At 62.4% G+C, this 13,766-nt stretch carries 16 protein-coding genes; 7 read left to right on the top strand and 9 right to left on the bottom strand.

Annotation, left to right across the window (positions count from 1 at the left end):
• Window positions 1-49 precede the first annotated feature (49 nt).
• From HY26_RS03865 to HY26_RS03855, 3 genes are read right to left on the bottom strand one after another with little or no spacing between them, the layout of a single operon-like run.
• A complete protein-coding gene (locus tag HY26_RS03865) occupies window positions 50-808 on the bottom strand; it encodes an arginyltransferase (protein ID WP_051599907.1) in 759 nt (252 codons plus the stop codon).
• 16 nt (window positions 809-824) lie between these two features.
• Window positions 825-2,669: an SLC13 family permease gene (locus tag HY26_RS03860; RefSeq protein ID WP_034766262.1), complete on the bottom strand. Its 1,845-nt coding sequence runs from the start codon at window positions 2,667-2,669 to the stop codon at window positions 825-827.
• A gap of 46 nt (window positions 2,670-2,715) precedes the next feature.
• Window positions 2,716-3,363: a flagellar motor protein MotB gene (locus HY26_RS03855; RefSeq protein ID WP_034766263.1), complete on the bottom strand. Its 648-nt coding sequence runs from the start codon at window positions 3,361-3,363 to the stop codon at window positions 2,716-2,718.
• A gap of 172 nt (window positions 3,364-3,535) precedes the next feature.
• Between HY26_RS03855 and HY26_RS03850 the strand changes: the two genes are divergently transcribed.
• The 4 genes from HY26_RS03850 (at window position 3,536) to HY26_RS03835 (ending at window position 6,551) form a co-directional block, all read left to right on the top strand.
• Window positions 3,536-4,393 carry an NAD(P)-dependent oxidoreductase gene (locus tag HY26_RS03850; RefSeq protein WP_034766264.1) on the top strand — a complete coding sequence of 286 codons (858 nt, stop codon included), beginning with the start codon at window positions 3,536-3,538 and terminating at the stop codon, window positions 4,391-4,393.
• A gap of 55 nt (window positions 4,394-4,448) precedes the next feature.
• Window positions 4,449-5,405 carry a TIGR00341 family protein gene (locus tag HY26_RS03845; protein ID WP_233351525.1) on the top strand — a complete coding sequence of 319 codons (957 nt, stop codon included), beginning with the start codon at window positions 4,449-4,451 and terminating at the stop codon, window positions 5,403-5,405.
• A gap of 28 nt (window positions 5,406-5,433) precedes the next feature.
• Window positions 5,434-5,988 (top strand): GNAT family N-acetyltransferase, encoded by a 555-nt coding sequence (locus tag HY26_RS03840; protein ID WP_112072956.1) that lies wholly within the window; start codon window positions 5,434-5,436, stop codon window positions 5,986-5,988.
• A 125-nt stretch (window positions 5,989-6,113) separates the two neighbouring features.
• Window positions 6,114-6,551, top strand: a complete 438-nt coding sequence (locus tag HY26_RS03835; RefSeq protein ID WP_034766405.1) for a peptidylprolyl isomerase — start codon at window positions 6,114-6,116, stop codon at window positions 6,549-6,551.
• A 4-nt stretch (window positions 6,552-6,555) separates the two neighbouring features.
• Here HY26_RS03835 and HY26_RS03830 read toward each other — a convergent pair whose 3' ends face one another.
• From HY26_RS03830 to HY26_RS03820, 3 genes are all read right to left on the bottom strand, one after another.
• Complete coding sequence (locus HY26_RS03830) at window positions 6,556-7,437, bottom strand: CPBP family intramembrane glutamic endopeptidase (protein WP_112072955.1); 882 nt, start codon at window positions 7,435-7,437, stop codon at window positions 6,556-6,558.
• 45 nt (window positions 7,438-7,482) lie between these two features.
• Entirely contained in the window at window positions 7,483-7,836 is a 354-nt protein-coding gene (locus HY26_RS03825; protein ID WP_034766267.1) for a hypothetical protein, read from the bottom strand.
• 141 nt (window positions 7,837-7,977) lie between these two features.
• Window positions 7,978-8,832: a metal-dependent hydrolase gene (locus tag HY26_RS03820; RefSeq protein WP_112072954.1), complete on the bottom strand. Its 855-nt coding sequence runs from the start codon at window positions 8,830-8,832 to the stop codon at window positions 7,978-7,980.
• Between the two features lie 68 nt (window positions 8,833-8,900).
• Between HY26_RS03820 and HY26_RS03815 the strand changes: the two genes are divergently transcribed.
• Entirely contained in the window at window positions 8,901-9,503 is a 603-nt protein-coding gene (locus tag HY26_RS03815) for a TetR/AcrR family transcriptional regulator (protein WP_034766269.1), read from the top strand.
• Between the two features lie 12 nt (window positions 9,504-9,515).
• Here HY26_RS03815 and HY26_RS03810 read toward each other — a convergent pair whose 3' ends face one another.
• Window positions 9,516-9,989 carry a hypothetical protein gene (locus HY26_RS03810; RefSeq protein ID WP_065383246.1) on the bottom strand — a complete coding sequence of 158 codons (474 nt, stop codon included), beginning with the start codon at window positions 9,987-9,989 and terminating at the stop codon, window positions 9,516-9,518.
• A gap of 182 nt (window positions 9,990-10,171) precedes the next feature.
• On the opposite strand from HY26_RS03810, the gene HY26_RS03805 reads away from it, so the two are divergent.
• Window positions 10,172-10,975, top strand: coding sequence for a hypothetical protein (locus HY26_RS03805; protein WP_112072953.1), 804 nt, complete (start codon window positions 10,172-10,174; stop codon window positions 10,973-10,975).
• Between the two features lie 24 nt (window positions 10,976-10,999).
• On the opposite strand, the gene hemB is transcribed toward HY26_RS03805, so the two are convergent.
• On the bottom strand, window positions 11,000-11,995 hold the full coding sequence (gene hemB, locus HY26_RS03800; protein ID WP_112072952.1) for a porphobilinogen synthase: 996 nt from the start codon (window positions 11,993-11,995) through the stop codon (window positions 11,000-11,002).
• 30 nt (window positions 11,996-12,025) lie between these two features.
• A complete protein-coding gene (locus HY26_RS03795; RefSeq protein ID WP_158531410.1) occupies window positions 12,026-12,562 on the bottom strand; it encodes a GNAT family N-acetyltransferase in 537 nt (178 codons plus the stop codon).
• Window positions 12,563-12,626: 64 nt separating this feature from the next.
• On the opposite strand from HY26_RS03795, the gene HY26_RS03790 reads away from it, so the two are divergent.
• Window positions 12,627-13,766, top strand: coding sequence for an acyl-CoA dehydrogenase family protein (locus tag HY26_RS03790; RefSeq protein ID WP_034766274.1), 1,140 nt, complete (start codon window positions 12,627-12,629; stop codon window positions 13,764-13,766).

Here is a 13,766-nt window from a genome sequence, read left to right as displayed (position 1 = left end):
CCTTCCCCATTACCCGTTAGGGTGCCCCGGACCCGGTCTCTCACGGACCTCATTCGTCGTCGCGGAGCAGCCTCCAGCGGTCTCCGTCGAGCACCTCGAGCGGTTTGTAACGGCGCTTGTAATCCATTTTCGGGCTGCCCTTGACCCAATAGCCCAGATACACGTGCGGCAGGCCGAGGTCCTGCGCGAGCCGGATATGGTCAAGGATCATGAAGTGGCCGAGTCCGCGGCCCTCCTGATCCGGGTCGAAGAAGGTGTAGACCATCGAGAAGCCGTCGCGCAGCACATCGGTGATCGAACAGGCGACCAGCAAGGCGTCTTCCTCTGGCCCGTCGCGATATTCGAAGATATGGCTTTTCACCGGACTGCCGCCGACCATGGCCGCATAGTCGCGATAGGACATTTCCGACATGCCGCCGCCCTCATGACGGGTCTGCACATAGGATTTCAGCAGGGCGTATTGCTCCCGCGTCGGTTCAGCGGGGACTTCGCGGCGCACGAGGCCACCATTGCGCTGCATGGCGCGCCGGTCATTGCGGGACGGGATGAAATCCCGCGTCGGTACCCGCACACTGCGGCAGGCATTGCAGCGCGGGCAGGCCGGCCGGTAAGCGATGGACTGGCTGCGCCGGAAACCCGACTGGCTGAGCAGATTGTGGACCAGATCTGATTCGGTGATCGAGAGATTCGTGAACGCCTTGCGCTCTTTGCGGCCCGGCAGATACGGACAAGGGCTGGGATTCGTTACGTAAAAACGCAACGAACGCTCCAGACCGGGGGGCAGGATCTTCGAGTCCGTAAATTTCATGCTTTAGACACTACACTTACAGATCGAACCGCCAAGGGGCGAAGAGCGTAAACACGCACCAAAGCACAAAAACGAGCGGTCCGCCGAAGCGTACGAAGTCCCCGAAGCGGTAATGACCGGGACCCATGACCAGCATGTTCGTCTGATAGGCGATCGGCGTCGCGAAACTGCAATTGGCACCGTAAATGACCGCCAGCAGGAAAGGTAGCGGGTCGGAGACGTTCAACTCATGCGCCGCGGAGAGGGCAATTGGCGAGAACAGAATGGCCGTGGCGGCGTTCGAGAGCAAATTGGTCAGGATCGCGACGGCCAGGAACAGGGCCGACAGAACGGCCAGCGTGCCGAAGGGTGACGCGACATTGACCACGGCATGGGCAATGAAGGAGGCCGCGCCGGTTTTCTCCAGCGCCATGCCCATGGCGAGCGCAGCGCCGATAACGAGGAAGATGCGCAGGTCCAGCGACCGGCTGGCCTGCCGGTAGTTCAGGCAGCCTGTGACCAGCATGGCCACGGCGCTGAGCACTGATGCATGCAGGATCGAGAGGATGCCGGAGGCAGCAGAAATGACAAGCGCGAGCGAGATCACCCGCGCGGCAAGGGCCTTGGTGGTCAGCGGGATTTCGGTCTGTGACCATTCCAGCAGGATCAGGTCACGGCTCTGGCGCAGTTCCAGGAAGGCATCCGGCGGGCCGCACAGCAGCAGCGTGTCACCCGATTCCAAGCGGATCTCGCCTAGCTTGGTGCGGATCATGCGGCTGCGGCGCTGGATGCCCAGCGTCACGGCGCGGGTCAGGCGGCGGAAGCCCAGCATCTCGACCGTCCGGCCGACCATGCGCGAGCCGGGGGCGATGACCGCCTCGGTCAGCGACAGGCGGCGCGGGCGGCCGCTTTCGTCCATGTCGCCGCCGGCAGACTGCCAGACCTGTTGCAGGAAGTCCGGCTGGCGGGCGAGGACATTCTGAAGTGCCGCGCGCGTTGCGGCCACGATGACAAGGTCGCCGGGGCGCAGCTTGATGTCCTCGTAGGGTGGCAGAAAAGCACGCTCGCCGCGCTGGATCATGCGTACGGTCATGTCGGGCAGGTCGGTGAACATGCCGGCGACGGGCTTCTTGCCTTCCAGGAAGTGGCCCTGCGTGACTTCGATCTGGGTCAGGAACTGCTTTGACGAGGTCGGTGCGATGTCTTCCGTCAGGCCCTCGCGGACCGGCAGCAGGAAGCGCGAGAAGACCAGGAGATAGATCATGCCCGCGACGGCCAGGACGAGGCCCATCGGTGACTGTTCGAAAAAGCCAAGCTGGCGGCCCTCGATCCGGTCAAAGGCTTCGGCGGCCAGCAGGTTGGTCGAGGTGCCGATCAGCGTTGTCATTCCGGCGAAGATCGAAATGAAGCTGAGCGGCATCATCAGTTTCGAGGCCGAGGACTTCATCCGGTGGGCGATGGCGCTCATCACCGGCAGGAACATGATCACGATCGGCGTATTGTTGACGAAGGCGCTGATCCCGAACACGGCGAGAAAGGCGAGCAGAAGCGTCATCCGCGGGCGCCGGTCATAGCCGGACAGCAGCGCCTTGGTCGGGCCTTCAAGGGCGCCGGTCTGGAACAGGCCCTGGCCGACGACCAGCAGGGCCATGATGGTGATCAGGGCCGGATTGCCGAACCCGGAGAGCAGGTCCTGCGCGCTGATCGGGGTGCCGTCTTCGCCATGCGCACCGGGCAGGGTGAACAGGACCAGCAGCGCCGCAATCACGCAGACGGAGACCAGCTCCATCGACCAGCGGTCCAGCATGTAGAAACAAATGGCAGCCAGGACGACGCCAAGGCTCGCCCACATGGTCCAATGTGTCAGGAATTCTGCGAGCATCAGGGCTCCGGGACTTTCTGGTATGGCCCCCGGAAACCGGAGGGCGTTAACCCTCTACTTGGACCAGTATGCTGACCCGCCGGTTAACGGGCAAGTGGGGCTGAGCCGGGATGAGTGGCCGAGTATCGGCCAGACCGGCCACACCGCGAATACGTTCCGCCGCGACACCTGCGGCCTCGAAGATGCGCCGGGCCTCGTTCGCCCGGTCCGAAGACAGCTCCCAGTTGGAGTATCCGGGGGTCAGGCTCGGGAAGGCGTCGGTATGGCCTTCAAGGACAAGTGTACCCGTCGTACCGGCCAGTGCGGCCGCCGCATCGCGGGCAAGGGTTAGGCCGGATTCGGTGAAGCGGCCATCGGCGCGGTCGAACAGCGGACGCTCTGCCGTGTCGACGAGGTCAATGCGGATGCCGTCTGCCTCTTTTGCCAGCACCACGCTGGCGCCTGCCGCAACAAGCGCCGGATTTTCGCTGAGCGCGCTGAACACGCGATCCGCTGCCGAGGGGCCGGATTGTACTGAGACGGCGGTGGCGGCGTCCGGTGTACGATTATGGAAATAGTCGGCAATCTCGGCGCGGTCGTCGGCGGACACGCCGCTGACCAGCCACATGAGAAGGAAAAACGCCATGAGCGCGGTCAGGAAGTCGGCATAGGCCATCTTCCAGGTGCCTGCCTTTCGGGCGGGCGCAACGGGCATTCTGCCCGCGCCTTGTGAAGAGTAAGTGGCATAAGCCATCTGCTCGCTCGAACCCTCTCCTTCTGAGTGGTCTGCTTGTATTAGCAGGCCTTGGTGAAGGTCAGGTCACGCCAGACGGTGGGATTTCGATGAAATTCGATCTATCTGGTACGGGCGTAATTGGAGAATCGATATGGCACGCACGGCATTTCTTGGCCTCGGAGTGATGGGGTTTCACATGGCGGGCCATCTCGCCGCGAAGGGGCACGAGGTCGTGGTGTGGAACCGGACCCATACCAAGGCCGAGAACTGGGCGACCCAGCACAAGGGCGAAGTGGCCAAGGACCCGGCCTCTGCGGCCTTCGGCGCTGAATGCGTCCTGCTGTGCCTGGGCGACGATCCGGACGTGGCCGAAGTCTTTGCCGCGCTGGAGCCGAGCGTGGCGGCCGGCATGGTGATCGTCGATCACACGACCGCCTCGGCAGACCTTGCGCGCGATCTCTATGCCCGCTGCAAGGCGAAGGGCGCGCATTTCCTGGATGCCCCGATCTCCGGCGGGGAAGCCGGCGCGCGCAACGGCGCCCTGACCATCATGTGCGGCGGCGACGACCCGACCTTCGAACAGGCCCAGCCCATCATGGCGGCCTATGGCAAGCGGATGACCCATATCGGCTGCGCCGGGTCCGGCCAGCTGGCCAAGTCCGTCAACCAGATCTGCATCGCCGGCATCGTGCAGGGCCTCGCCGAAGGCCTGCACTTCGCGGAGAAAGCCGGGCTGGATGTCGCGGCCGTGATCGAGGCGATCAGCGGCGGCGCGGCGCAGAGCTGGCAGATGGAGAACCGCTGGAAGACGATGGTAGATGATCATTACACGCACGGGTTTGCCGTCGACTGGATGCGCAAGGATTTGCGCATCACGCTGGAAGCGGCCCGCGACAATGGTGCGACGCTGCCGGTGACCGCACTGGTCGACCAGTATTATGCCGACGTGCAGGCCATGGGCGGCAATCGCTGGGATACGTCCAGCCTGCTGGCCCGGCTGAAGCGATGAGACGGCTCGGGTGAGGCGGCTTGATATTCATCTGAGGGCGGATGAACGCCTTGATGTGGTGCTCCGGGCGGTGAAAGCGTCCGAGCCTGTTGACTATTATGTGCTCGAAACGGAGCAGAAGGATCGCAGGCTGGTTTCCGTCTTCGTCCGGGAAGGCGTGGAACAAACGCTGATGGACAATGTCCAGTCCGCCCTGGAAGGGGCGAATGGCTGGCGTATCTCCATCCTTCCCATCGAGGCGACGGCCCCGAAGCTGGAAGAGCCGAAACCCGGCAAGGAGGCGAAATCAACACAGGCGACGCGCGAGGAAATCTATTCCGACGTGGCAAGCGGTGCGCGCTTTGACCGGAATTTCTTCATCATGGTGGTGCTCTCCACCATCGTGGCGGCAATCGGCCTGAACTCCGATGGGGTGGCAGCCGTGATCGGCGCAATGGTGATTGCGCCGCTGCTTGGACCTGTGCTCGGTTTTTCAATGGGCGCGGCGCTTGGCGACTTTGCGATGCTGAAGCGGGCGACGGTGACGCTTGCAGCCGGCATAGGCACGGCGCTTGCCTGTTCGCTGCTCCTGTCGTTCCTGCTGCCGATTGACCTGCAGAGCCATGAGCTGATGTCGCGCGCGGAGGTCCGTCTCGACGGACTGGCGCTTGCCATGGCGGCGGGCGGAGCGGCGGCGCTTTCGCTGACGCGTAGCCAGTCTGCTGCGCTGGTGGGTGTCATGGTCGCAGCAGCCTTGCTGCCGCCGGGCGCAGCCGTTGGCCTGTTCATGGGGGCAGGCGAGTGGGCGCTGGCCCTGCGTGCCTGCCTGCTGTTGGCACTGAACGTGGCGGCGCTGATCCTTTCGGCGCTGATCGTTTTCCGGTTGCGCCGCATCCGGCCGCGCTCGTGGATCGAACAGAAGAATGCCAACCGGGCTGTCCTGCTGAATGCCCTTTTGTCGGGCTTTGTGCTGATCGTCTCCGTCGCGCTGATACTTTATCTTGATCTCGGGAACAAAGTATCGATCGGGTAGTGCGAAACAGACAGGCGCAGAGACTCAGATGAATGATCCAGCCCGATTCCGCTCGCGGATTGCGACGGAATACGATATTCCCGCGATCACTGAGCTGATGCGCGCCTCCATCGCAGTCAACATGCGGGCGTTCCTGTCCGAACCGGAAATCAAGGCCGCGCAGGAGACAATGGGTGTCGACCGCAGCCTGATTTCAGACGGGACCTATTTCGTCATTGAAACCGATGTGGACGGCGAAACGGTCATGGTCGCCTGCGGCGGCTGGGGCAAGCGGCGGACGCTGTATGGCGGCGACCACTCACCTGGGCGGGACGACAGGCTCTCCAATCCGGCAACCGATGCAGCGCGAATCCGCGCCATGTACACCCATCCGGACTGGATCCGTCAGGGCCTTGGAACATTGCTGCTGGAACGGGGAGAGGGCGCGGCCCGGAATGCAGGTTTTAAGACAATCGAGCTGGGTTCCACTGTCCCTGGCCGCCCGCTCTATGAGGCCCGCGGCTACGAGGCTTACCATATCGAACACCACACCGGTGCAAACGGAGAGCGGAATACCGTGATCCACATGCGCAAGCTGCTGTAAGCAGGCGGGGCGGGCGGGTTTACATCCGGGCCTGAACTTCTAGGTTGGGGGGTGAGACCCCCAAAGCACCCGCGAGAGCGACGCGGCCTTTGATGACCCACACACCCGAAAAGATTGGAATTATCATGACGCAAGTCAAAAACGGCGACACCGTGAGCATCCACTATACCGGGACGCTGAACGACGGCACGACCTTCGACAGCTCCGAAGGACGCGATCCGCTGGCCTTCCAGGTCGGTTCCGGACAGATCATCCCCGGTCTCGACACGGCCCTTCCGGGCATGGCTGTCGGCGACAAGAAAACCGTCAACGTTCCGTGCGATCAGGCTTACGGCCCGGTCAATCCAGACATGCGCCAGCAAGTGCAGCGCACCGAAATCCCGGCGGAGATCCCGACCGAAGTCGGCACACGTCTCCAGATGCAGGCGCAGAACGGCCAGGTCATCCCGGTTGTTGTCGTGGACGCCAACGAAGCCACGGTGACCCTGGATGCCAACCACCCGCTGGCCGGTCAGGACCTGACCTTTGCCATCGAACTGGTCGACATCAAACCGGCCGCCTGAGGCTCTACAGGCCGTCCTTTTTCGCCTTCCACAGGAAGAGGACGGCCAGGACCACGCTGACGATGGGCAGCAGGATGCCAAATTCGTCGATATAAAAAAGCGTCTTCTCGCCATGCGCCGTCAGCGGGGTGTAGATCCGCTGCAGGAACAGATTGTGGCTCGCGTGCAGGATCGCCGCGGGCCACAGGCTTTTTGAGCGGAAGGTGATCCAGGCATAGACGATGCCCATCGGCATCACCGAAAGGGTGAACAGGATCGTCTGCAGCACCTGGTTTCCCTCGCCGGCATTGTAATCCGTAAACAGAATGCCTGGCCAGTGCCACAGCGACCAGATCAGGCCTGACAGCAGGCCGACCGCCCAGAAGGGCATGATCTTGCGTATCTCCCAGATCATGAAGCCGCGCCAGCCGATCTCTTCACCGAGCGCCCGTGACATGGAGGCCGCCATGCCGAGTGTGCCGGTCATCAGGATGCCGCCGGCCGCGGCAAGGGCGCCCGGGGGTTCGCTGGCGCTGACGAAGCTGGCAAAACTGGCCAGTGCCTCAGGATCGCCAAAGCCGCTGCCGCCGAGACCGAGCAGCCAGACGGGCAGGTACATGGCGAGGCCGTAACCAATCGGCAGGACGTAAGCCAGCCAGTTCCATTTCCATTCCCCCCAGCCCCAGGGCAGGCTCGCCACCGGACGTCTCAGGATCAGGCAGGTGAGCGCGGCCGCAATTCCGGGAGACCACATGATGCCCGTGACGCTGAGCAGGTTCATGGCCCCCTGCGTGATCATGATGGCGTAGAAGACGCAGCTGATTGCCAGCATCAGCAGGAGGAACAGCCCGAAAGCCTTCCACGCTGCGGACTTCTCATCCGATGTTGTCGCCGCTGCAGAATTCATCACTCGCCCCCTCTGGCCTTAAAGCGTGAGGGCTAGCATGACGCCTCAGCGCATGGGAAGGTCCATGAATTCCAGGGAGCGCTCCATAACAACCGTGCCGAGATGCTCGCCGTACATGCGTACGGCGTATTCGAACATCGGGGTGCCGATTTCGTTATAGCCCACGCCGCAATTGCCCGTGGCGGACAGGCCTGCCTTCAGCATCAGGCTGGCCATTACGGTGGTGGCTTCGTTTTTCTTCTCCTGCAAGGCCAGCAGCATCAGCTGCTTCATCTGGTCGACATCGTTCTCCGTCGAGTGCCGGATCATGCAGCTGCCGATCTGTTCGGCACGCGATTCGGCAAGCGCCGGGGTGGCGGTGAAGGAAATGGCGGCGGCAAGACAAAGACTACGGATCATCCGGGGCTCCTGAGCTGATCTACGCATATGCCGGGGCGTACGCGCAGATCGTGTCAGGATTTGGATGCGGCAGGCCACATGAACAGTATCTGAAGCAGCGGAGCTGATCAGGTTACGGATTGTTCATCCCCGGGCGGCGGATTACTCCGCCGGAACGGCCGTGAACTCTTCTTTCCAGGCCGTCATTTCTTCGCGGTTGTCATGGTCCCATGGGTGGAAGCCCGGCTTGAACCAAGACAGCCAGATTTTCCAACCCTTGCCGAACAGGGACGGCTTCTTCCACAGGAAGGCCTTTATGGCGCGGTCGGCCTCTTCCTGCGAATAGCCATCGGCTTTCAACAGGTCAGCGGCATAGCCGGCAATATTGTTCGTGAAATTGCTGGTGATGATCAGCATGGACATACAGCGGCGGTAATAGCGCTTCAGCGGCGACCAGTCTTTCGTCGCTTCAAGGAAGACGTCATAGGCGACGGCCTTGTGCTCTGTCTCTTCCATGGCGTGCCAACGCCACAGCTGTTCCAGCGCCGGGTCGGTCTTGCTGAACAGCTGGCCGTAATCGGTTTCCAGGTCCATCATCAGGTCCGCCATCATGGCGGTGAAGTGTTCGAGGCAGATCGTTGCCATCAGCATACGGAACCGACCACCATCATAGGCGAACTTCACTTTCTCGCGGATCTTCGCCTCGATGGCGTCCACTGGATATTTCGTCCGGTCGATCTTGTTGTTCAGCAGGTGGTGCTCGCGCGAGTGGATGGCTTCCTGGCGGATGAAGTCTTTCACATCCTGTTCCAGCTTGCCGGAGACTTCGTTCTTGTAGGCCTTCACCGCGTCAATGAACATGCGCTCGCCATCCGGAAAGGTCAGCGACATGGCATTGAAGACCGCCGTGGCGACCGGATCACCATCCAGCCAGGGGCCATTGTCGGCGGCGGCCATGTCAAAATGCAGGTCGCGGGGCAGAATCGTTACATCTTCAGGCGTGCGCTTGGTCGTCATGGTGCTAGGAACCTTGAGGAAATATCTGGACAACAGTCTTATGCTGACAAATAACACTACTGACAAAAATGTCAATAAAGAGTAACGACACCCCGAGAATCCGGCGCAGTCCGGAAGAGTCCCGCGCCAATATTCTGGCAGCAGCGGAGCAGCTGTTGGTGGAGCAGGGGCCGCAATTGCTGCGCCTGGCAGATGTGGCCAAGGCGGCCGGCGTCGCCAATGCGACCGTGCTGCACCATTTCGGCTCCATCAGCGCCGTTCACACTGCCCTGATGGAGCGGATGATCGGCGACCTCGTCGACAGCATCATGGCGATCGAGATCCCGGCCGACGCGCCGGTGGAGGCCCGCGCCGTCGGCCTGAAAACGCTGTTCGATGCGCTGGAGACGCCGGGCGCTGCACGCCTAGCGGCCTGGCTGGAACTGACGGATGAGACGAGCCGCCTCACCGTCGTGCGCGAAGCCGTTCAGGAAGTGGCGCAGAAGAAGATCTCGCAGGCCGGCGTGCCGGAGGACGTCGCCGAAGACATGATCCTGCTCAGCGTGACGCTGGCGCTCGGCGTCGGCCTGTTCGGCCCGTCATTGGGAAAGCTGATCGGCAAACCGGAGGGACGGGCACGAGAGCTGACGCTTCAGATGCTGCTCGCGAACTTCCAGCGGCTGGCGGGGTGATGGCTACGCCGGTCAGGAACTGGCCGGGTTGTTACAGGATGCCGGCTGGTCCAGCAGGTCGTCGATGAACACGGAGACCAGCATCGCCTGGCTGCTCACACCCGCTTTTGCGTAAATCTGGCTCAGTTGTGACCGTATCGTCCCCGCGGCCGCGCCGCGAAGCCGTGCGATTTCAGCCACGTCGCATCCCTTGAGGGCGAAGAGCGCAACCTCTTCTTCACCCCGTGTGAGACCCCATTCCCTAAAGCGCAGATCGACATGCTCGGCGAAAGCGCCACGGGCCCGCGATAGTGCTTGCTCCTTCCGGCGCAGATCGCGGGTCAGCTGAACGATATTTCGGGAACTGAGGATCACGCCCGTCAGCAATCCCACGGCGATCACGAACTCCATCGCCAGTTCGAGCCTCAGTCCATTCGTGCCGGCCACGAACCAGTCCTCAAACCCATCGGCGACGAAAAAGGCTGCGGCCACGATCTGCAGTGCCATGAGCGCCACCGGAAGTACAAGCGACCATTCCGGAAGCCGCGACGTGCGGCGGGCATCGCTCTGGGGAGCATTTTTCATAGGACATCCGCTTAATAAGACCGCTTTGAGCGCCTGCTTATGGGCTTCCCGGGGCGACGAATCTAGCAGCGAAGGCGGATGACGATCAACCGAGGAGCCGACGCGTGACCCAAACTGAAAGAGCCGCATTGACCAAAGTGCCCGCAATTACCCTCGGGTTCTGGATCATCAAGATCCTCGCGACGACGTTCGGCGAGACGGCAGGCGACAGCGTCTCGATGTCATGGTTGGGCGAAACCACGGCCAATGCGTCGACGTCATTCTGGCAAAGCGGCTATCTTATCGGAACGGGGATATTCGGCCTCGTCCTGGCGGTTCTGGTGTTGGCACAGATTCGCGTCAGCCGGTTCAACGCATGGCTATACTGGGCGACCATCATCGCCTCGACCACCGCCGGCACAACCATGGCCGATTTTGCCACGCGGTCGATGGGCATCGGTTATCCGGGAGGAGCGATGGTCTTGCTGGCGGCCGTACTGGCCTCGCTGCTGGTCTGGCGCCTGGTGCTGGGCACGGTGTCGGTCAGCTCTGTGCACGAGCCGAGGGCGGAGGTCTTCTACTGGCTGACGATCACCTTTTCACAGACACTCGGCACGGCGCTGGGAGACTGGATTGCGGATGGACCGCTCGGCTATTTGGGCTCTTCGGTCATATTTGGTTCTCTGCTCGTACTGATCGCGCTGGCCTGGTTCCGCACGTCGATCGACCGGGTCGCGCTGTTCTGGGCGGCCTTCATCCTGACGCGTCCCCTCGGGGCGGTCGTGGGCGATTTCCTCGACAAGCCCTACGCGCAGGGCGGGCTTGAGTTGAGCCGCGTGGGGGCGACGCTGGTGCTGGGCGGCGCGATCATCATGCTGATCCTGCTGTTCCGGCAACGCGCGGCACCTGCAGAGGTGCACCAGGTGTAAAACGAGGGCCTGAGGCGGGCGCGCTTATCCCAGCGCTTCCGCCGCCTTTTCTGCGAAGTAGGTGATGATCCCGCTCGCGCCGGCGCGTTTGAAGCACATCAGGGATTCCATGATTACGCGGTCGCCGTCGATCCAGCCGTTCTGTGCGGCGGCCATGATCTGGGCGTATTCGCCAGAGACCTGGTAGGCGAGTGTCGGGACGCCGAAGGTCGAGGAGACGCGGTGCACAATGTCCAGATACGGAAGACCCGGCTTCACCATTACCATGTCGGCGCCTTCGGCGAGGTCGAGCGCGACTTCGCGCAGGGCTTCGTCTGAATTGGCCGGGTCCTGCTGGTAGGTCTTCTTGTCGCCCTGAAGGGACTTCGCCGAGCCAATGGCGTCGCGGTACGGGCCGTAGAAGCCGGAGGCGTATTTCGCAGCGTAGGAGAGGATCATCATATTGGTGAAGCCTTCCTCGTCGAAGGCTTCGCGGATGGCGCCGATACGGCCGTCCATCATGTCCGAAGGGGCGACGACGTCTGCGCCGGCCTTGGCGTGGGCGAGGGCCTGTTTCACGAGGCGCTCCACCGTCGCATCGTTCGGGATGGTGCCGTCCGGGTCCAGCAGGCCGTCATGGCCGTGACTGGTATAGGCGTCCAGCGCGACATCGGTGATCAGGCCGACGCCGGGGGCGGCATCCTTCATCGCACGCAGGGCGCGAGGCACGAGGCCGTCCGGGTCGAGCGCGCCGGTGCCTTCCTCGTCTTTGCCTTCCGGCCCGATATAGGGGAACAGCGCGATCGCCGGGATGCCGAGACGTTCGGCCCGTTTGGCCGTCTTGGCCGCTTCATCGATGCTCAGCCGGTCAATGCCCGGCAGGCTGCCGACGGGCGTGCGGCCTTCGCCATCATGGATGAAGACGGCCCAGACAAGGTCTGCCGGGGTGAGCGTGTTCTCGGCGACAAGGCTGCGGACCCAGGACGACTGGCGCAGGCGCCGCATACGGGTGTTCGGGAAGGATTGAGGAAATTTGGTCATGGCTCAGTGAGTGCGCCAAAATCCGGCGGCTTACAACCAGCCAATCTTACGCACCATGAAACAGCGCTGCGAGACGTCAAGGCTCTCGGCCTGGATCTTCTCGAGCTCCAGCATCCAGTCAGCCATGTCTTTCCGCGGAATCTCGCGGAAGCCCAGCTTGCCATAGAACGGCGCATTCCATGGCACATCCCGAAAAGTAGAAAGTGTGACCTGTTTCAGGCGGCGCTGTTTGGCGATCTGGAACACATGCCGCACCAGGTCTCCGCCCAGCCCCCGGCGACCATGATCGGGGTGCACGCTGATCTGGTCCAGATAGAGCGTTCCGCCGCGCTGGGAGATCAGGGCGAAGCCGGCGGGCGCGCCACCCTGCGTGCTGATTTTCAGCAGGTCGCCTGCCTCGATGGCCTGCAGCATCACGGCTTCCGGCACATGATCCTGCAGCGCATCATTGGTGAGCAGCCCCGTCGGCGCGAACAGTTGTCCAGCCGCAAGGTCCACCTCGATGAGGCGGCCGATATCCTCCCGCAACGCCGGGGCGATATCATAATCGAAGCGGGTCTGTTGCATTGACAATACCGGTGACACGGGGAATTCCCGACTCATTACTTGAGATAGTCAAAAGGTGGAACCCATGAGCGCGTTGTTTTCCGACGAACAATTGATGATTCGCGATATGGCGCGAAAGTTCGCGGAAGAGGAGCTGCTGCCGAATTCCGAGGAATGGGACCAGAACAGCCACTTTCCGGTCGATGTGATCCGCAAGGCGGCGGAACTCGGCTTCGCCAGCATCTATGTAAAGGAAGATGTCGGCGGCGCAGGCCTGACGCGCACCGATGCGGCGCTGATCTTCGAACAGCTGGCCTATGGCGATGTTTCCACGGCGGCCTTCATCTCCATCCACAACATGGCAAGCTGGATGATCGACACGTTCGGCTCCGACGCGCAGCGCCAGGAATGGCTGCCGCGCCTGACCAGCATGGAGCTGATCGCCTCCTACTGCCTGACCGAGCCGGGCGCCGGATCTGACGCCGCCAGCCTCAAGACAAAAGCCGTCCGCGAGAGCGATGAATATGTCATTTCAGGTGCAAAACAATTCATCTCTGGCGCGGGAACCTCGGATATATACGTCCTGATGGCGCGGACGTCCGACGATGGGGCAAAGGGCGTTTCCACCTTCATCATCCCAAAGGATGCGCCGGGCCTCAGCTTCGGCGCCAATGAGCGCAAGATGGGCTGGAAGAGCCAACCGACCCGACAGGTGATCCTCGATGGCGTGCGCGTGCCGGCGGCGAACCGCGTAGGCGAAGAAGGCCACGGCTTCAAATTTGCCATGGCGGGTCTCGACGGCGGGCGCCTGAACATTGCGGCGTCCGCGCTCGGCGGAGCACAGCTCGCGCTCGACAAGGCGCTCGCCTATGCCAAGGAGCGCGAACAGTTCGGCAAGGCGATTGCGGACTTCCAGGCCACCCAGTTCAAGCTGGCCGACATGGAGACCGAACTGCAGGCCGCGCGCGTGATGCTGTACGAAGCCGCCGGACGGCTCGACCGGAAAGACCCGGCTGCCACCCGCTGGTGCGCCATGGCGAAGCGGTTCGTCACCGACACGGCCTTCAACGTCGCGAACAATGCGCTGCAGATCCATGGCGGCTATGGCTATCTCGCCGACTATGGCGTGGAGCGTATCGTCCGTGACCTGAGAGTGCACCAGATCCTCGAAGGTACGAATGAGATCATGCGCGTCATCATCAGCCGGGATATGCTGAAGGACTAG

Origin of the sequence: Hyphomonas sp. GM-8P, assembly GCF_003263315.1 — a bacterium.
Classification (GTDB): domain Bacteria; phylum Pseudomonadota; class Alphaproteobacteria; order Caulobacterales; family Hyphomonadaceae; genus Hyphomonas.
The sequence above is the reverse complement of the archived record's forward strand: the minus strand, read 5'-3'. Positions and strand labels throughout refer to the sequence as shown.